The sequence below is a fragment of the Amycolatopsis sp. NPDC051061 genome (assembly GCF_040682935.1).
Taxonomy (GTDB): domain Bacteria; phylum Actinomycetota; class Actinomycetes; order Mycobacteriales; family Pseudonocardiaceae; genus Amycolatopsis.
The window spans coordinates 43537-62393 of the sequence record NZ_JBFBBZ010000019.1 but is presented as its reverse complement, the minus strand read 5'-3'; the positions used below and the strand labels follow the sequence as shown (position 1 = coordinate 62393).

The following is an 18857-nucleotide window of genomic DNA, read 5'->3' as shown; positions in this document are numbered from 1 at the left end:
CCCACTCCCGTGAGGACAGTCTGCCTCAGGCCGGCGCCGCCAAGCCGGCCAGGAGGTCCTCGTGGGCCCCCGGCTCGCGCAACGACGGCGCTTCGAGCGTTCCGGCGTCCGGGTCGTCGGCGCGGATCGCCGCGAGGAACCGGACCACCGCGCGGGGCGCCGGGAGCACCTCGCCGCCGAGGTAGGCCAGCACCGTCGCCCCGTTACCGTCTTCGATCGCCGCCGCCCAGCCGTGCACCTCGTCCCAGACCAGCGCGAGGTCGTGGTCCGGGAACCGGGTCAGGCGCCAGTCGAGCGCGATGTACGCCGCCGCGGGCGTTCCCGCGTCGAGTGTGCAGGACTCCAGCCCGACCCCCACCGCGCCGGCGACCGCGGCCACGTACCCGCGCAACCCGCGCTCGAACGAGAACTCCGTGTCGCGCCCGAAATCGATCAGAATGCTCAACGCCGCCTCGCTTTCCCCATGCGCCGCGGGATCCCCGCGGTCCGGGCGCCGGATACCCCGCGGTCGCCGCGATCAACCGGGAAGATCCGATGTCCGGTGTCGTCCATCCGGCGACATTGTACTTGTCATCTCTTCGATGACAAGTCTGGCGGCCGAGGAACCCCCTTCGCGCGGTCGCCCACCCACACCGGCCCGGGCCACTCCCCGGGTTCCCACCACTCGGGAGGTTCCGAAAGCCCGGCCCGAACGGCACGGTGCGCCCGCCTTCGCCGTGAGGCAGGATCGGGGTGTGACCATCGATCAGGCCGGGGTGCCGGAAGCCCGTCCGGGCCCGGCGTTCCCCGAGCACGAAGCCCGCGTCGACGCCTTGAGGCGGCAGCTCACCGCGATCAGCGGCGAAGCCACCGTGCGGCTCGCCAAGCGGACGTCCAACCTCTTTCGCTCGCGGGCCGCCGCGAAACACCCGGGACTGGACGTTTCCGGCTTCACGCACGTACTGCGCGTCGACCCCGAAACCCGCACCGCCGACGTCGAAGGGATGGTCACCTACGAACAGCTCGTCGACGCCACGCTGCCGCACGGCCTGATGCCCCTGGTCGTCCCGCAGCTCAAGACCATCACCCTCGGCGGCGCGGTCACCGGGCTCGGCATCGAGTCCTCGTCCTTCCGCAACGGCATGCCGCACGAGTCGGTGCTCGAACTGGAGATCCTCACCGGGGACGGCCGGATCGTCGTCGCCACGCCGGACAACGAGCACGCCGCCCTCTTCCGCGGCTTCCCCAACTCCTACGGCACCCTCGGCTACGCACTGAGCTTGAAGATCGTCCTCGAGCCGGTGAAGCCGTTCGTCGAGCTCCGCCACGTCCGCTACGGCGACCGGGACACCTACTTCCGCGCCCTCACCGAGGCCTGCGACAGCGGCGAGCACGACTTCGTCGACGGCACGGTGTTCGGCCCGGACGAGCTGTACCTCACCCTGGCGAAGTTCTCCGACACGGCGCCCGCGACCAGCGACTACACCTGGCTCGACATCTACTACCGCTCGATCCGGACCCGCGAGACCGACCACCTCACGGTCCGCGACTACCTCTGGCGCTGGGACACCGACTGGTTCTGGTGCTCCCGCGCCTTCGGCGTCCAGCACCGGCTGCCGCGGCTGCTGCTCGGCCGCCGGTTCCTGCGGTCCTCCGTCTATTGGAAGGCCGTCGCGCTCGACCGCCGGTTCAAGATCGCGCAGCGGCTGCTCAAGCTCCGGCGGATGCCGCCGGAAGAGACGATCGTGCAGGACATCGAGGTACCGATCGGCCGCGCCGCGGAGTTCCTCGAGTTCTTCGAGCGGGAGATCCCCATCAGCCCGGTGTGGGTCTGCCCGCTGCGGCAGCGCCCCGGCGGCGTGCGCTGGCCGCTCTACGAGCTGAACCCCGAAGCGCTCTACGTCAACTTCGGGTTCTGGTCGGCCGTTCCCCTGGACCCGGGTGAGCGTGACGGCGTGCACAACCGGATGATCGAAGCCGAGGTCACCCGGCTGGGCGGGCACAAGTCGCTCTATTCGGACAGCTTCTACGCCGAAGACGAGTTCTGGCGGCTCTACAACGGTGACGTCTACCGGGAGCTCAAGCGGACCTACGACCCGGACAAGCGACTGCTCGGCCTCTACGAAAAATGTGTCCGCCGCCGGTGAAAGGAATGAACGTGACCCAGGCAACCATCCCGGTCGGCGAGGTCTTCGAGCGCCTGCTCGGCCCCCGCGCGACCGTGTCGATCACCGCCTACGACGGCAGCAGCAGCGGGCCGGCCGACGCGCCGGTCGCGATCCAGGTGCGCTCGCCGCTGGCGCTGGACTACCTGATGTCGTCGCCCGGCGACCTCGGCCTCGCCCGCGCGTACGTCGCGGGCGCGCTCGACGTCACCGGCGACCTCTACACCGCGCTGCACGCGCTGTCGGCCCAGGTCGACCAGCTCACCGCGGCCGACCGGCTGTGGATGCTGCGCAAGCTCGGCCCCCGCCACCTGCGGGTCGTCAAGCCGCCCGCCGAGGAGCACCCGAGCCGGTTCCGGCGCGGGATGACCGCGCTCCGGCACTCGAAGGGCCGCGACAGCGAGGCCATCGCCAGCCACTACGACGTGTCCAACCGGTTCTACGAGCTGGTCCTCGGCCCGTCGATGGCCTACACGTGCGCGGTGTTCCCGGAAGCCGACGCCACGCTGGAGCAGGCGCAGGAGCACAAGTTCGACCTGGTCTGCCGCAAGCTCGGCCTCGAGCCCGGCATGAAGCTCCTCGACGTCGGCTGCGGCTGGGGCGGGATGGTCGCGCACGCCGTCCGGCACTACGGCGTCGAGGCGATCGGCGTCACGCTCTCGCGCGAGCAGGCCCAGTGGGCGCAGAAGAACATCGTCTCCCTCGGCCTGGCCGACCGCGCCGAGATCCGCCACCTCGACTACCGGGACGTCACCGAGACCGGATTCGACGCGATCTCGTCGATCGGCCTGACCGAGCACATCGGCGCCCGCAACGTGCCCGGCTACTTCCGGTTCCTCGCGGAGAAGCTCAAGCCGCACGGGCGCCTGCTCAACCACTGCATCACCAACCCGGACACCAGCGTCGCCCACCGCTCGCGCGGCTTCATCGACCGCTACGTCTTCCCGGACGGCGAGCTCGAGGCGCCCGGCGAGCTCGTCACGGCCATGCACGACGCCGGCCTGGAGGTCCGGCATTCGGAGAACATCCGCGAGCACTACGCGCTCACGCTGGCCGGATGGTGCGCGAACCTCGACGAACACTGGGACGAGGCGGTCGCCGAGGCGGGTGCCGGCCGCAGCCGGGTCTGGGCGCTCTACCTGGCGGCTTGCCGGCTGGCCTTCGAACGCCGGGAGATCGAACTGCACCAGATCCTGGGGGTTCGGACCGACCGCGAGGGCGGGATGGGGATGCCGCTGCGCCCCGATTGGGGAATTTGACCACCGGGGCTGGCCAGCACGGACCGGCAATGGGAGGATGGTCCCGAGACCGGGCGTCCGAACGGGACGTCCAGGCTTACTAAAAAGAGTAGGTATGGGTATGGCTCAGGGCAGTGTCAAGTGGTTCAACGGCGAAAAGGGCTTCGGCTTCATCGCGCAGGACGGCGGGGGTCCGGACGTGTTCGTCCACTACTCCGAGATCCAGGGCAGCGGCTTCAAGTCGCTCGACGAGGGTCAGCGCGTGGAGTTCGAAATCGGCCAGGGCCAGAAGGGCCCGCAGGCCCAGCGCGTCAGCGTCATCTGAGCCACGAGGCATCCTGAAGGCCCTCGCCCCCACCGGGGCGGGGGCCTTTCTCGTGCCCGGCCACACTGCGGATTCACAACAGTCCGGTAACGTAGTGGGTGTCGAGAGCCCTTTTCGGATGCCGGCGTCCCGCCGGTCTCACCTCTCGACCTTGGCCGACCAGGCCGATCGCCGAACAGGAGCGGCGACGTGCCCGGCCCCCGCAGACCGCTGACCGCCGGGTGTTCCGATCCCCCGGCCACCCGCGCGTGAGCCCCGCTCCGCGCGCGATGACTTCGAAACGAGTAATGCATGACAGCCTCCGTGAAGGCTCGCCCTTCCGTCCCGAAACCCGTGCTCTCCGGCCGCCAGACCGTGGCCGAGCTGATCACGATCCGCACGTTCCTGCTGGTCCCGTTCCTCGCGCTCGCCGCGGCCGTCCCGGTCTTCTGGGGCTGGGGCGTCAGCTGGCTCGACCTCACCATCGGCGGCGCGTTCTTCGTCGTGTCGACGCTCGGCATCACCGTCGGCTACCACCGCTACTTCACCCACGGCTCGTTCCGCGCGAAGCGGGCGCTGCGGATCGCCCTGGCCGTCGCCGGCGGCCTCGCGGCGCAGGGCCCGGTCATCGGCTGGGTGGCCGACCACCGCCGGCACCACGCGTTCTCCGACCGCGACGGCGACCCGCACTCGCCGTGGCTGTTCGGCACGTCCCCGGCGGCGCTGGCCCGCGGCTTCTGGCACGCCCACATGGGCTGGCTCTTCGGACGTGACAAGACCAACATCGACCGGTTCGCCCCCGACCTGGCGGCCGACCGTGACCTGCGCGTCGTCGACCGGCTCTTCCCGGTGTGGGTCGTGGTGAGCCTGCTGCTGCCCGCGCTGCTCGGCGGGCTGATCACGCTGTCGTGGTGGGGCGCGCTGACCGCGTTCCTCTGGGCCGGCCTGGCGCGGATCTCGTTCCAGCACCACGTGACGTGGTCGGTGAACTCGGTCTGCCACATGATCGGCGAGCGCCCGTTCGCCAGCCGTGACCGCTCGGCGAACTTCTGGCCGCTGGCGATCCTGTCGATGGGCGAGTCCTGGCACAACACCCACCACGCGGACCCCACGTCGGCCCGCCACGGCGCGCAGCGCGGGCAGATCGACATCTCGGCCCGGGTGATCTGGGCGTTCGAGAAGCTCGGGTGGGCGTGGAACGTCCGGTGGCCGACCGCGAAGCGGCTGGCCGCGCTGGCCCGGTGACCACGGTCGCCCTGACCTTCGACGACGGGCCGTACCCCGAGACGACGCCCGCGCTGCTGACCGCCCTCGGCGACGCGCCCGCGACGTTCTTCCTGTGGGGCGAGCACGCCGCGGCGCACCCGGACCTGGTCCGGGCGATCGCCGCGGCGGGGCACACGATCGGCAACCACACCTGGACGCACCCGCGGCTCACCGGCCTGGACGCCGGGGTCCGCGGCGAGGAGGTCCGGCGCACGCAGGACCTCCTCGCCGAGCTCACCGGGACCCGCCCGGTGTTGTTCCGCCCGCCCTACGGCGACACGGGTCCCGCGGTCGCGGCGACCATCGCCGAGCACGGGCTCACCGAGGTGCTGTGGACCGTCGACACCCGCGACTGGGCGGGCGCCTCGGCGGACGAGGTCGAGGCCACGGCGTCGCGAGCCGAGCCGGGCGGGGTCGTCCTGATGCACGAGGGCCGCCCGGCGACGGTCGAAGCGGTACCCAGGATCCTCGCGGCCCTCGCCGCCCGCGGCCTGCAGCCGGTTCCGGTCACATCCGACCGGTCATGAGGGGCACCTCCATGGCTCCTATGGCCAGGGTCTCGGCAAAGTCGCGTTTGCCGGCCGGGACGTCATGAAAGGGTCGTTCATGACGCTGGACGACTTGAAAGAGTCGTTCATGACGTCGCCAACCCGCGCCACACGTCGCGAATGACTCATTCGGGACCTCCGGCGCCCCCAATGACTCATTCGCGACACCCGACTCCGCGCGCGACCGTGACTTTGCCGGAGCCCTGGCTCTCATGGCCATGAAGGTGCCCCCTCATGGCATCGGTCAGGGGTTGATGCGCAGGTACGCGGGCTTCGGCCGCAGGTTCTCGTCGAACAGGCAGGCCGCCCCCTCGCCCGGGAACACGTCCGGGACCCACGAATGCCGGTCCGTGAAGCCCCACGTCGTGAACTCCACGCACCGCCGGACCGCCTGGCAGCCGTCCCACAGCCGGTCGAAGTAGCTCGCCTGCGTGTCGAGCTTCGCCGCGTCCGGCGGGGTCGGGATGCGGACGTCGGCTTCGGTGATGGCAACGTCCACGCCGAGCCTCGTCAGCCGGGCCAGGTTCTCGCGGTACTCACCCGGGAAGCCGTACTGGATCGACAGGTGCGCCTGGACCCCGACGCCGCCGATCGGGACGCCCTGCCGCCGGAGCGTCTTCACCAGGTCGTACACCGCGTCGCTCTTCGGGTTGCGGCCTTCGATGTTGTAGTCGTTGATGTACAGCGTCGCGGACGGGTCGGCCGCATGCGCCCAGCGGAACACGTCCGCGACGAACCCGTCGCCGAGCTTCTGCCGGAAAACGGTGTCGCGCCGCGTGCCGTCCTCGTTGAACAGCTCGTTGACGACGTCCCAGGCGCGGATCTTTCCCTGGTACCGCTTGACTTCCGTCGTGATGTGGTCGTGCAGGACGCGGCGCAGCTCGGCCGCGGGCAGCGCGGCCACCCAGTCCGGCAACTGGGAGTGCCAGACGAGCGTGTGGCCGCGGACGGTCTTGTGGTGCGTCTGCGCGTACCGGACGATCGCGTCGGCACCCGACCAGTCGTACTGGCCGCGGACGGCTTCGACCGTGCCCCATTTCATCTCGTTCTCGGGCGTCACGTTGTCGAATTCGCGCGTGAGGACGGCCCGGTAATCGGGTTCGTCCGCCAGGTAAGCCGCTGCCACGGCACTCCCGACGTAGCGGTGGGTGATGTCTTTCAGCGGAACGGCCGCCGAAGCCGCGGGGGCCTGCCACACGGCAATGCCCGCGACGACCGCCGCGGTCAGCAGAGCACGTTTAATAGGAATACTTCTCAGCATCTCTTTCCTCCGTTTTTCCGAAAGTTTCGAGGTGTGTCAAACCGGCTTTCGATGACCTAGAATCTCCTTCATGACAACGAAGTCCGATGATCCCGAGCCGGTCGCGTCCCGCGTCACCATCGCCCGGATCGCCGCCGAGACGGGGGTTTCCGTCCCGACGGTTTCGAAAGTGCTCAACGGACGCCCCGACGTCGCCGAAAGCACCCGCGCCCGCGTGGAAGCGGTCATCGGGAAATACGGTTACCGCCGTCGCGCCGACGAACGGTCCCGGCGTTCTCGACTGCTGGAACTGATGTTCCACGAACTCGAAAGCACGTGGGCACTGGAAATCATCCGCGGGGTCGAGTGCGTGGCCCGCGAAAACGGAATGGCGGTCGTGCTCGCGGAATCGTCGGGCCGGCACACCCCCGGGCAGAGCTGGCTGGAAAGCGTGCTGGCGCGGCGGCCGGTCGGCATCGTTTCGGTGTGTTCCGACTTCACCGGCGGGCAGCTGGCGAAGCTGCGGGCCCGCGACATCCCGCTCGTCGTGGTCGACCCGGCCGGCGCGCCCGGGCCGGAGACGCCCTCGATCGGGGCCACGAACTGGCAGGGCGGGCTGACCGCGACCCGGCACCTGGTGGAGCTGGGGCACCGCCGGATCGCGATGATCGGCGGGCCGGACGGGGTGTTGTGCAGCCGGGCCCGGATCGACGGCTACCGCACGGCGCTGGAGACGGCCGGGCTGGCGTTCGACCCGGCGCTGGTCCGCCGCGGCGACTTCCACGTCCGGTCCGGCTACCGGGAGCTGGCGTCATTGCTGACCCTCCCCGACCGCCCGACGGCGGTGTTCGCGGGCAGCGACCTGCAGGCGCTGGGGGTGTACGAGGCCGCACGCGACGCGGGGCTCCGCATCCCGGACGACCTGAGCGTGATCGGCTTCGACGACCTGCCGGTGGCCCGCTGGCTGACCCCGGAGCTGACGACGATCCGCCAGCCCCTGCAGGAGATGGCGGCCGCGGGGGCGCGGCTGGCGATTTCGCTGGCCCGCGGGACGCATCCCGAGAGCCACCGGCTGGAGCTGGCGACAAGCTTGGTGGTCCGCCACAGTACGGCCGCCCCGGCACACCGGGGAAACGGCGCGCTGGCCGGCGGGCGGAGGTAGGAGAGTCCCGCTCATCCCGGCCACCGCAGGCTCTCCGGGGGTCCCAGATAACTCGGCCGCAGCCCGCCCGTGTCGACCACCAGCTTCTGGACCACCACCGCCGGGTCGACCATCCACACCTTCAGCACGTGCGGACCGGGCGCCGCCACCACGTGCCGCGTCGAAGTCAGGTTCACGTTGTCCGACGTGGTCCGCTCCCACTGCCGGTTCATCGTCATGTCGTCGGCGCCCGTGGCCTTCGTGATGTTCACGACCTGTGGCGCCGCGTCGTCCAACGACACCGCGTACCGCAGCCCGTCCCCCGGCAGCACGTTGCTCCGCGGCGAAAGGTACGCCCACACCGTCACCGGGCCGGCCGTGAACAGCGTCATCCGGTACTCCAGCCGCGGTCCATCACCCGCCGTACGGCTCGCGGCCGTCACCGGGAACGGTGTCATCCCCGCCCCCGTCCGGCCCAAGTCCGGGATCAGCCGCCACGAAACCGGACCGGCGGAGACGTTCGCGCTGCAGTGCGAAGCTTCCATCGACACGTATCCGCCGGCCTCGACGAACCCGCGCCGCCACGACGACGGCACCGGGCGATGAGCCACCACCGCGTCCACCACCACCGACTCACCCGCCCCCGACACCGTGATCGGCACGGTCGTCACGCCCTTCGGCGCGCGGCTCCAGTCGATCCGCACGGTCATCCGCAGCTCCTCCTCCACCCGGCCGCCGCGCGGCTCGACCAGCACCCACGGCGCGCCGGCGACGGAGACACGGCACCGGAACGGCGTCCGGCCCCGGTTGAACACGTCGATGTACTGGGCCGGCGCGCTCTGGTAAGGGCTGAACTCCGGCAGCACCGGACGTCCCGCCGCGCCCGGCCACGCCTCCGAAGACCCGTCGACGGCGACCCCGAGCGTGGCGGCGGCCGGGAGGGAAATCCGCCGCACCGCGGGAAAGATGATGTCCGGCAGCGCGACGTTGTTCAGCTCCGGCTGCTGCCAGGGCGCGTTCGGGCCGTAGCGGGCGACGTCGCCGTAGTCGATGTGCGGCTGGGTCTGGAACCCCTTCCACTTGCCGCCCGCGATGCCGGTGTTGTACTTCTCCGCCAGCGCGAGGTCGTCGGCGAAGCGCGCTTCGGTGACGGCGGCGAGCCCGTTCGCCGAAGCGCGGCCCTGAGCCGCGTACAGCAGGTTCGTGAACTCCGCGCGCCGCAACGCGTAGAGGTTCGCCGACGCCGTGACCTCGTACGCGACCAGTTCGTAGAACGCGTCCCGGTACGCCGCGGGCAGCCGCGCCGAAATGCGGGCCGAGCGCGCGGCGAGCGCCTGCCACTCGTCGGTGACCCGGTCCAGCTCGCGGTAGTTCACCAGGCTGAACGGCGTCGCCTGGTCGTCGTACACGATCGTGCCATCGGGCTGCAGCGTGATCCGCCGGTTCAGCAGCTCCGGCTTCCGGCGGGACTGCAGCCGTCCGTAGTCGTGCAGCACACCGGCGATGTCCGACGCCAGAGCCGGACCGAAGTTCGTCGCGGCGAACTGCCGCTCCCAGGTGGACAGCCGCTCGACGGGCAACGCCGACGGATCCCACGCGTAGTCCAGGAAGAACTGCAGGGGCAGCTCGTTGCCCTTCAGGTCCCCGACGTTCGCCACCCACAGCCGGTCGTTCCCGTAGGAAACCGCCTGGTGCAGCTGTTCCCACGTGTTCGCGATCAGCGCCGTGTCGACCCACTTGTAGTTGCGGCCGCCGCCGACGTAGTCGAAGTGGTAGTACAGCCCGTACCCACCGGGATGCCGCGGGAGCGAGAGGTCCGGGTGCTTGCGGATGTTGCCCCAGTTGTCGTCGGTGAAGACCACGATGACGTCGTCGGGCGGGCGGAGGCCCTGCGCCCAGTACCGCTGGACCTCCTTGTACAGCGTCCACACCTGCGGGACGTCGGTGCTCAGCTCGCGGGCGAGGATGTCCCGTTCCGTCGCGATGATCTCCCGCATCAGCTCGATGCCGTCGCCGTCGGGCAGGCTGACGTCGCCGTTGCCGCGCATGCCGAGGGTGACGACGCCTTCGAAGTCCTCGCGGGCCATCCGCCGGATCCCGTCGGTCCAGTAGGCCTTGATCGCCTCGCCGTTGCGGCGGAAGCTCCACTCCCCCGTGCCGCCGTACGGGTCGTGGCCCGGCGTAGTGATGGTCCCGGCCGCGTCGCGGACCGCGGGCACCGCGTGCCGGTTCCACTCCTCGATCCCGCGCATCATCGGCGCCTCGTGCGAGGTGCCCATCACGACGCCGTACTCCTTGGCGGTCGCGTGGTTGAGCGGGTCGTCCTCGGCGAAGGCGCGGCCCCACACCGCGGGCCACAGGTAGTTGGCCCGCAGCCGCAGCATCGTCTCGAAGACCTTGGCGAAGAACTCGTGGTTGAAGCCGTTCGGGAAGCCCGGCGCGAGACCGGGTCCGAAGTACGCGGGCGCCCAGGTGCCGAGCGCCGGGTTCTCGTCGTTGATGAAGAACCCGCGGTACTTCACGTGCGGCGTGCCCAGGCTGAACCGCTCTCCGGGGAGGTGCAGTTCCGAAGCCCGGGCGGGCGGGACGTCGGCCCACCAGTACCACGGGGAGACGCCGATGCGCCGCGAAACCTCGTAGACGCCGTAGATCACGCCCCGCTGGTCGCTGCCGGTGAGCACGAGCCGTCCGTCGACGACCTGGCTCAGCGACGTCTCCCACTTCCCGGCGACCCCGGTGACGTCGAGCTTCCCGGCCGAGACGAGCGAGTCGACCAGAGGGCTGTGGCCGAGCGTGCCGACCAGCACCACCGGCCCATGGACGGGCGCGACCCCGGACACCGCCGGCCGGACGCCGGTGACGCGTTCGACGTCGGCGGCCAGGTCGCCGGCGACCCGCCGGACGCCCGGCAGGTCGCCGGGGCTCACCACGATCGTCGCGGCTTTCCCCCGCGACACCAACGGGAACCCGGTCCCGGCTTCGGCGAGGCCCGGCAGGGCCACGGACCCCGCTCCGGCCAGGGCGAGCAACTGCAAGAACGCACGACGGTGGACCTCGGACGGCACGGCAGACCTCCTGAGTCAGCCCTTCACGGATCCGGTCAGCCCGCCGACGATGCGCCGTTCGGCGAGCACGAAGAACGCGAGTGCCGGGATCATCGACAGCGCGGTGAACGCGAGCACCCGGGCGGTGTCCTGGGAGTACTGGGACTGGAACGTGGCGACGCCGAGCGGGAGGGTGAAGTGCGCGGAGTCGTTGAACACCAGTAGCGGCAGCAGGTAGGCGTTCCAGCTGGTGACGAACGCGAGCACGCCGACCGTGGTCAGCGCGGGCGCCGACAGCGGCAGCAGGATGCGCCAGAAGAACCCGAGCCGGCTCGCGCCGTCGAGCACGGCGGCGTCCTCGAGCTCACCCGGGATGGCGTGCATGAACGGGCGCAGGATCACGATCGTCACCGGCAGCGAGAACGCCGCCTCCGGGATCGCGACACCCCAGAAGCTCTCGAGCATGCCCAGCTCGCGCAGCCACAGGTACAGCGGCAAGGTCGCCACGGTGAGCGGGAACAACAGGCCGAGCGTGAACAGCGTGTACAGCGCCTCACGGCCCTTGAACTGGTACCGCGACAGCGCGAACCCGGCCATCGAACCCAGGCCGACGGCGACGGCGGTCGCGATCACCGCGATCAGCGCACTGTTGCCCAGGAACCCCCAGAACGCGCTCGAGCCGAGGACCGAAACGTAGTTGTCCATGACCCACGGGCCGGGCAGCCCGGCCGGGTCGGAGTTGATCTGCGCGTTGGTGCGGAACCCGCCGAGCACGACGAACAGCAGCGGCACGACGGTCACGCCGAGCACGACGATCGCCGCGAGGTACCCGATCGAGAGGCCGAACTTGCGTGACCGCATCAGCTCACCATCCTCGTCAGGGCGCCCTGGGTGTCGCGGCGGAGCGCGAACCGCTGGTACAGCAGGGCGAACAGGAAGCAGATGACGAAGAGGATCACCGCGACGGCGGAGCCGAACCCGAACTCGTAGCGCTTGAAGCCGTGGTCGACCAGGTACGTCGCCATCGTCGTCGACGCGTTCGCCGGCCCGCCCAGCGTCATGATCCACACGACGTCGAACAACTGCAGCGAACCGATCACCGACAGGAAGATCCAGATCCGGATGGTCGGCCCGAGCAGCGGCAGCACGACGTGCCGGGTGGTCTGCCACGCCGACGCGCCGTCGAGCGCGGCGGCCTCGCGCAGTTCGGCGGGCACGCCCTGGAGACCGGCGAGCAGCAGGATGATGCCGAAGCCGATGTACTTCCAGGTGATCACCGCGAACATCGTGTAGAGCACGATGCCCGGGTCGGCCAGCCACTGGTGGACCAGGCCGCCGAGCCCGGCGCCCTTCAGCACCTGGTCGGCGAACCCGTTCGGCTGCAGCATGAGGAACCAGATCACCGCGGTGATCGCTTCGGAGAGGACGTACGGTGCGAACACCAGGGCTCGCAGCACCGCGCGTCCCCGCAGCTTGCGGTTGAGCAGCATCGCCAGGCCGATCGACAGCGGCAGCTGCACCACGATCGACAGCCCGGCGATGATCAGGTTGTGCACGATCGCGCCCTGGAACACCGTGCCGCTGAAGGCGTCCACGTAGTTGTCGAGACCGATGAAGTCGTCGAGCGGGCCGAAGCCGTTCCACTGGAACAGGCTGTAGAACCCGGCGATCCCGATCGGTACCAGGACGAAGCCGACGAAGACCAGCAGGGCCGGCCCGAGCAGGAGCGTCAGCTCGAGCCGTTTGCGCACGCCGGAACGCTTCGCCCGGCGGCCCGCCGCCGGTGCGGACGGCTGGGCAGCCGTCCGCACCGGCGTCGTCGCCGTGGTCACTTGTTGCCCGCCGCGGCCTGGTTGACGGCGGCCACGATGCCTTCGGGGGTGCCCTGGCCGGCGAACATGTTCGCCACCGCGTCGTTCAGCGCGGCGCCGACCGCGGTCGGGAACGCCCGGTCGAAGTACATCTGCAGGTACGGCGCCTTCGTGCCGTAGTCGTAGACGGCCCGCAGCGTGTCGGTCTTCAGCGACTTCGCGGCGACGGTGTTGACGGGCAGGCCGGCCCCCTGGGCGGCGAGCTGCGTCTGCACCGGCTCACTGCCCAGGTACTGCAGGAAGTCCGCACACGCCTTCGACGCGCGGGTCGTGCAGGCGAAGCCGTCGCCGCCGCCGAGCACGGCCGCCGGGTCGCCCTGGCCGCCCGCCACGGACGGGAACGGGAACCAGCCGACCTTCGAATCCAGCTGCTTGTCGTCGGTCAGCGCCGACATCGTGCCGGGCTCCCAGTCGCCCTGCAGTTCCATCGCGGCCTTGCCGTTGGCGACGAGGCCGGCGGAGCTGCCCGCGCCCTGCTGGGCCGGCGTGCCGGCGAACCCGGTCTGGAACGGCTGCGTGGCCAGGAAGTTCTTCAGGTCCTGGCCGGCCTTCGTCCAGCACGGGTCGTCGAGCTTGACCGCCTTCACCGACTGCTTGAGGACGTCGACCGAGCATTCGCGGACGGCGAAGTAGTTGAAGTAGAAGGCGTCGGGCCAGCGGTCCTTGCCGCCGACCGAGATCGGCGCGATGCTCTTGGCCTTCAGCTGCGTGACGGCCGCGTTCAGCTCGTCCATCGTCTTCGGCGGGGTGGTGATCCCCGCCTGCTGGAAGAGGTCCTTGCGGTACCAGAAGCCGACGAAGTGCTGCTCGAACGGCACCCCGTACTGCTTGCCGTCGACCTGCCAGTTCTCCCCGAACTTGCCGGTGGTCTGGGTGATCCACGGCTTCGTGGCGTCGGTGATGTCGGCGACCTTGCCCGAGGTGATCTGCGAGGCCAGGTCACCGGCGCCCCAGGACTGGTAGACGTCCGGCGGCTGGGCCCCCTGCAGCGCGAGCGGGACCTTGGTGGGGAAGTCCTCGTTCTGCAGCGGCTGGGCCTTGATCGTGACGTCCGGGTGCGCCTGGTGGTAGTCGGTGACGACCTTTTCCCAGATCGACTTGATCGGGTCGGTGGTGCCGTTGTGCCACCAGGTGAGGGTGACCGGCCCGCTCGGCTGCGCGGGTGTGTCGCTCCCCCCGCTGCTGCACGCCGAAAGGGTGAGCGGGAGGACCGCCACCAAGGCGGCGAGAAGGGGGATTCTGTGCTTCACAAACATCGTGGGTCCACTCCTGACGACTTCGGCCGAGTTGGACGGGGCGCGACGGCACCCGGGTTGGCGAAGAGTTTGCTCCCGGGCAAATCGGATGTCAATCGTTGTCGATAACGTTTTACATGGCTAGTCTGAGCCGATGCAGCCCAGTTCGAGGGTGACCATCCGTGACGTCGCGGCCCAAGCCGGCGTCTCGGTGGCCACAGTCTCCAAAGTCATCAACGAGCGCTACGGCGTCTCCGCCGCGACGCTCGCGAAGGTCCGCGCGGTGATCGAAGACCTCGGGTACGAAGCGAGTCTCGTGGCGCAGAGCCTGCGCAACCACCGGACCAACGTGATCGGGATCCTGGTCGCCGACCTCGAACCGTTCTCCACCGAGCTGCTCAAGGGAGCCGCGGACGCCATCCGCGGCAGCGGGTTCGAACTCGTCGTCTACTCCGCCGGCGGCCGCACCGGCGACCCGAAGGGCTGGGAAAAGCGTTACCTGTCCCGCCTTTCCGGCACGCTCGTCGACGGCGCCGTGCTCGTCACGCCCGCCGTCTCGCTCGAAGCCGTGCCCGGTACGCCGGTCGTCGCGGTCGACCCGCACACCGGGCCGTCTCACCTGCCCACGATCGATTCCGACAACCTGCGTGGTGCGCAACTGGCCACCGAGCACCTCCTCGATCTGGGTCACCGGCGGATCGGATTCCTCTCGGGCCGCCCCGACCTCGAATCGGCGTCGCTGCGCAAGGCGGGTTACCTGCGGGCCCTCGAAGCCGCGGGCGTGCCGGCCGACGAGGACCTGATCCGGATCGGCGCCTACGACCCGGAGATCTCCGCGGCCTCGGCGCACGACCTGCTGACCGGCCCGGACCGCCCCACCGCGGTGTTCGCCGCGAACGACATCTCGGCCATCGCGACCGTCGGCGCGGCTCGCGAGCTGGGACTTTCCGTGCCCGACGACCTCTCCGTGGTCGGCTTCGACAACGTCCCCGAATCCGCGCTCTGCAGCCCGCCACTGACCACAGTGGACCAGCCGATCCGCGAGATGGGGCACCGGGCGATCAGCATGCTCATCGCACTGATCAACGGCGACGAGGTCGGGCGCACCCACGTCACCCTCGACACCGGCCTGGTGGTGCGCAGCTCGACCCGGGCCCTCTCCTGATCCTGTGCCATCCGGGGCTTCGCCCCGGGCCGGGGGCTCCGCCACCCGGAACCCCCGGAAGCTCCCTCCTGACGAAGGGCGGAAAGCCTTGACCACGCAGCCTGCCGCGGCCCCCGAGCCGTGGCGAAACCCCGCGGCCGACCCGGGCGAACGCGTCCGCGCCCTGATGGCGCGCATGACGCAGCGCGAAAAGCTCGCCCAGCTCTACGGCGTCTGGGTCGGCATCGACTCGGGCGGGGAGATGGCGCCGCACCAGCACGACTTCGTCGACGCCGACGTCGACCTCGACGACCTGGTCCGCCACGGCATCGGACAGCTCACGCGCGTCTTCGGCACCCGGCCGGTCGATCCGCTGGTCGGGGCGCACAGCCTCGCCCGCAGGCAGCGCCAGATCGTCTCCAGCAACCGGTTCGGCATCCCCGCCGTCGTGCACGAGGAGTGCCTGACCGGCCTGGCCGCGTGGCAGGCGACGATCTACCCGGCCCCGCTGTCCTGGGGCGCGACGTTCGACCCCGACCTGGTGCACCGGATGGCCGCGCGGATCGGGCGGACCATGCGGGGACTCGGTGTGCACCAGGGCCTCGCGCCGGTCCTCGACGTCGCTCGGGACCTGCGCTGGGGCCGCGTCGAGGAGACGATCGGCGAGGACCCGTACCTGGTCGGGACGATCGGTGCCGCGTACGTCGCCGGGCTCGAGTCGGCCGGCGTGATCTCGACGCTGAAGCACTTCGTCGGGTACTCCGCCTCGCGAGCCGGGCGCAACCTGGCCCCGGTTTCGGCCGGGCCGCGCGAGATCGCGGACGTCCTGCTCCCGCCGTTCGAGCTGGCCCTGCGCGCGGGCGCCCGGTCGGTGATGAACGCCTACACCGACACCGACGGCGTCCCTTCCGCCGCCGACGCGTCGCTGCTGACCGGCCTGCTGCGCGACACCTACGGGTTCACCGGCACGGTCGTCGCCGACTACTTCTCCGTCGCGTTCCTGCACCGGCTGCACGGCGTCGCGGCCGACCGCGGCGACGCGGCCGGGCAGGCGCTGACCGCGGGCATCGACGTGGAGCTGCCCACCATGGACTGCTACGGCGAGCCGCTGCTCGCCGCGGTGGAAGGGGGCGCGGTCGACGCCGCCGCCGTCGACCGCGCCCTCGAACGGGTGCTGCGGCAGAAGTGCGAACTGGGACTGCTCGACGCGGACTGGGCGCCGGAGGTGCCCGAGGAGATCGACCTCGACGACGCCGGTGCCCGCGCCTTGGCGCGCGAGGTGGCCGAGAAGTCGATCGTGCTGCTGCACAACGACGGGACGCTGCCGCTCTCCCCCGGCGCCGACGTCGCCGTCGTCGGGCCGCGCGCGGACACGCCGGGCGCGATGCTCGGCTGCTACTCGTTCCCGCTGCACGTCGGCGTCCACCACCCGGACGTCCCGTTCGGCGTCTCGGTGCCGACGGTGGTGGAGGCGCTGCGGTCGTCTTTCGACGTCACCTACGCGCTGGGCTGCCCGGTCGTCGGCGGAGACGACGACGGGATCGCCGAGGCGGTGGCGGCGTGCGCGTCGGCGTCCGTCTGCGTGGCGGTGCTCGGTGACCGGGCCGGCCTGTTCGGCGGCGGCACGTCCGGCGAGGGCTGCGACGCGCCGGACCTGCGGCTGCCGGGCCGTCAGGAGGAACTCCTCGAAGCGCTGCTCGCCACGGGCAAGCCGGTCGTGCTGGTGCTGCTCTCGGGGCGCCCGTACGAACTTTCCCGGCAGATCGACCGGCTGGCGGCGGTGGTCAGCGGGTTCTACCCCGGCGAGGAGGGCGCTCCCGCGCTGGAAGGTGTCCTCAGTGGACGGATCGACCCCTCCGGCCGGCTGCCGGTGAGCTTCCCGGCGGCCGGGGCCAGCCAGCCCTCGACGTACCTCGCGGCGCCGCTCGGCCGCCGCAGCGAGGTGAGCACGGTCGACCCGACGGCGTTGTTCCCGTTCGGGCACGGGTTGTCCTACGCGCCGGTGACCTGGGTCGACGTGAGCGCGACGGGTTCGCTGTGGCCGACCGACGGCGTGTGCCGGGTCCGGGTGACGCTGCGGAACGACCACTCCCGGCCCGCGTCGGAAGTGGTCCAGGTGTACCTGCACGACCCGGTGGCGGAGGTCGTGCGTCCCGAGCGCCAGCTGATCGCGGCCCGGCGGGTTTCGCTGGAGCCCGGTGCGACGGTCGTCGTGGACATCGGCCTGCACGCGGACCTGACGTCGTACACGGGCCGGGCGGGCCGGCGCCTGGTCGAGCCCGGCGACGTCGAACTGCGGATCGGGACGTCCAGTGAGCAGTTCGTGGCGACGCTGCATTGCACGCTCAGCGGGCCGCGGCGTTACGTCGGCTTCGAGCGCGTCCTGGCTCCGGAGTTCGGGTCATGAAAAGGACGCTGGCGGTCTGCTGCCTCGCGGTCCTGACCGCGCTGTTCGTGGGTGCGTCCGGGCGTCCTCCCGCGTCGCACTGGGTGGCGACGTGGACGTCGATGCCGCAGCTGACCGAGCCGTCGAACATGCCGCCGGCGCCGTACACGGGCACGGACCGGGTGCTGGACAACGCTTCCCTGCGCCAGACGGCGCACGTGTCGGTCGGCGGCCCCCGGATCCGGCTGCGGTTCTCCAACGCCTTCGGCGGGGCGCCGCTGCCGCTCTCGGCCGTCTCGGTGGCGCGTCCGCTCGACGGGCGCGCGGGCGTTTCGGCGCTGGTTCCCGGCAGCGTGGTGCCGGTGACGTTCCACGGCAAGCCGTCGGCGACGATCCCGGTGGGCGCGCAGGTCGTGTCGGACCCGCTGCCGTTCCCCGTGCGGTCCTTCGAGAACATCGCGGTGACGGCCTACCTGGCGCACGGCCAGGGATCGCTGTCGATCACGTCCCACCCGGGCTCCCGCACGACGTCCTACCTGGTGCCCGGCAACCAGGTGTCCGCTTCGGACCTGCCGGGCGCGACGCCGGTGGACCACTGGTACTTCCTCAGTGGCATCGAGGTCCTCTCCCCCGCGTCGGCGGTGGCGGTGATCGGCGATTCGCTCTCCGACGGCCGCGGCTCGACGACCAACGGCAACGACCGCTGGCCCGACGTGCTGGCGTCGCGGCTGTCGTCGGCGGTGGTCAACCAGGCCGCGGGCGGCAACCGGGTGCTGCAGGACGGCCTGGGCCCGAACGTCCTGGCGCGCCTGGACCGCGATCTGCTGGCCCAGAGCGGGGTTTCGCGGGCGATCGTCTTCGAGGGGATCAACGACATCGGCACCGCCGCGCCCGCCGCCGCGGCGGCCACGGCGTCGGATCTCATCGACGCGTACGACCAGATCCTCACCCGGGCCCACGCGGCCGGCATCGAGGTGTACGGCGCGACGCTGACACCGTTCGGCGGCAACGAGGCTTACGATTCGCCGGAGCGGGAGGCGGCGCGGACTTCGGTGAACGCGTGGATCCGCGGCCACTTCGACGCGGTCCTGGACTTCGACCGCGTGGTCCGCGATCCGGTGGCGCCGGTACGCCTGCTGCCCGCTTACGACGTCGGCGATCACCTGCACCTCACTCCCGCCGGGTATCGCGCTTTGGGGACGAGCGTTCCCGCCGGGCTGTTCCGGAATGGCTGACGGAATGCCGATGGGTCAAAAAGTGGACAATTCCCGGACGCCATTTCTGCGCCGGCATCAC

At 70.8% G+C, this 18857-nt stretch carries 15 protein-coding genes; 9 read left to right on the top strand and 6 right to left on the bottom strand.

The genetic code is table 11. The features are described 5' to 3' along the window. Positions 1 to 25 precede the first annotated feature (25 nt). Positions 26 to 445: a DUF6292 family protein gene (locus AB0N03_RS25380; protein ID WP_364376447.1), complete on the bottom strand. Its 420-nt coding sequence runs from the start codon at positions 443 to 445 to the stop codon at positions 26 to 28. A gap of 289 nt (positions 446 to 734) precedes the next feature. Between AB0N03_RS25380 and AB0N03_RS25375 the strand changes: the two genes are divergently transcribed. The 5 genes from AB0N03_RS25375 (at position 735) to AB0N03_RS25355 (ending at position 5479) form a co-directional block, all read left to right on the top strand. Continuing rightward, the gene (locus tag AB0N03_RS25375) at positions 735 to 2126 is read left to right on the top strand and encodes an FAD-binding oxidoreductase (protein ID WP_364376444.1); all 1392 of its coding nucleotides are present in this window, start codon (positions 735 to 737) and stop codon (positions 2124 to 2126) included. 5 nt (positions 2127 to 2131) lie between these two features. Then, a complete protein-coding gene (locus tag AB0N03_RS25370; protein WP_364376442.1) occupies positions 2132 to 3403 on the top strand; it encodes a cyclopropane-fatty-acyl-phospholipid synthase family protein in 1272 nt (423 codons plus the stop codon). A 100-nt stretch (positions 3404 to 3503) separates the two neighbouring features. Continuing rightward, positions 3504 to 3707 (top strand): cold-shock protein, encoded by a 204-nt coding sequence (locus AB0N03_RS25365; protein WP_004558414.1) that lies wholly within the window; start codon positions 3504 to 3506, stop codon positions 3705 to 3707. A 291-nt stretch (positions 3708 to 3998) separates the two neighbouring features. Then, positions 3999 to 4931, top strand: coding sequence for an acyl-CoA desaturase (locus tag AB0N03_RS25360; protein ID WP_364376440.1), 933 nt, complete (start codon positions 3999 to 4001; stop codon positions 4929 to 4931). After that, on the top strand, positions 4928 to 5479 hold the full coding sequence (locus tag AB0N03_RS25355) for a polysaccharide deacetylase family protein (protein WP_364376438.1): 552 nt from the start codon (positions 4928 to 4930) through the stop codon (positions 5477 to 5479). Before AB0N03_RS25360 ends, AB0N03_RS25355 begins: the two co-directional genes overlap by 4 nt. Before the next feature lie 265 nt (positions 5480 to 5744). On the opposite strand, the gene AB0N03_RS25350 is transcribed toward AB0N03_RS25355, so the two are convergent. Continuing rightward, positions 5745 to 6761 carry an endo-1,4-beta-xylanase gene (locus tag AB0N03_RS25350; protein ID WP_364376436.1) on the bottom strand — a complete coding sequence of 339 codons (1017 nt, stop codon included), beginning with the start codon at positions 6759 to 6761 and terminating at the stop codon, positions 5745 to 5747. A gap of 70 nt (positions 6762 to 6831) precedes the next feature. Here AB0N03_RS25350 and AB0N03_RS25345 point away from each other — a divergent pair, with 70 nt between their 5' ends. After that, positions 6832 to 7902, top strand: a complete 1071-nt coding sequence (locus tag AB0N03_RS25345; RefSeq protein ID WP_364376433.1) for a LacI family DNA-binding transcriptional regulator — start codon at positions 6832 to 6834, stop codon at positions 7900 to 7902. 11 nt (positions 7903 to 7913) lie between these two features. On the opposite strand, the gene AB0N03_RS25340 is transcribed toward AB0N03_RS25345, so the two are convergent. The 4 genes from AB0N03_RS25340 to AB0N03_RS25325 are packed head-to-tail and all read right to left on the bottom strand — an operon-like array spanning position 7914 to position 14052. Then, a complete protein-coding gene (locus AB0N03_RS25340) occupies positions 7914 to 10946 on the bottom strand; it encodes a glycosyl hydrolase 115 family protein (protein ID WP_364376430.1) in 3033 nt (1010 codons plus the stop codon). 15 nt (positions 10947 to 10961) lie between these two features. Beyond that, positions 10962 to 11786: a carbohydrate ABC transporter permease gene (locus AB0N03_RS25335; protein WP_364376427.1), complete on the bottom strand. Its 825-nt coding sequence runs from the start codon at positions 11784 to 11786 to the stop codon at positions 10962 to 10964. Next, positions 11786 to 12757 carry a sugar ABC transporter permease gene (locus tag AB0N03_RS25330; protein WP_364376424.1) on the bottom strand — a complete coding sequence of 324 codons (972 nt, stop codon included), beginning with the start codon at positions 12755 to 12757 and terminating at the stop codon, positions 11786 to 11788. Before AB0N03_RS25330 ends, AB0N03_RS25335 begins: the two co-directional genes overlap by 1 nt. Next, positions 12754 to 14052 (bottom strand): extracellular solute-binding protein, encoded by a 1299-nt coding sequence (locus AB0N03_RS25325; protein WP_364376421.1) that lies wholly within the window; start codon positions 14050 to 14052, stop codon positions 12754 to 12756. Before AB0N03_RS25325 ends, AB0N03_RS25330 begins: the two co-directional genes overlap by 4 nt. A gap of 151 nt (positions 14053 to 14203) precedes the next feature. Between AB0N03_RS25325 and AB0N03_RS25320 the strand changes: the two genes are divergently transcribed. The 3 genes from AB0N03_RS25320 (at position 14204) to AB0N03_RS25310 (ending at position 18796) form a co-directional block, all read left to right on the top strand. Then, the gene (locus AB0N03_RS25320; protein ID WP_364376418.1) at positions 14204 to 15196 is read left to right on the top strand and encodes a LacI family DNA-binding transcriptional regulator; all 993 of its coding nucleotides are present in this window, start codon (positions 14204 to 14206) and stop codon (positions 15194 to 15196) included. 88 nt (positions 15197 to 15284) lie between these two features. After that, entirely contained in the window at positions 15285 to 17582 is a 2298-nt protein-coding gene (locus AB0N03_RS25315; protein WP_364376416.1) for a glycoside hydrolase family 3 N-terminal domain-containing protein, read from the top strand. After that, complete coding sequence (locus AB0N03_RS25310; RefSeq protein ID WP_364376413.1) at positions 17579 to 18796, top strand: SGNH/GDSL hydrolase family protein; 1218 nt, start codon at positions 17579 to 17581, stop codon at positions 18794 to 18796. Before AB0N03_RS25315 ends, AB0N03_RS25310 begins: the two co-directional genes overlap by 4 nt. Positions 18797 to 18857: the final 61 nt, after the last annotated feature.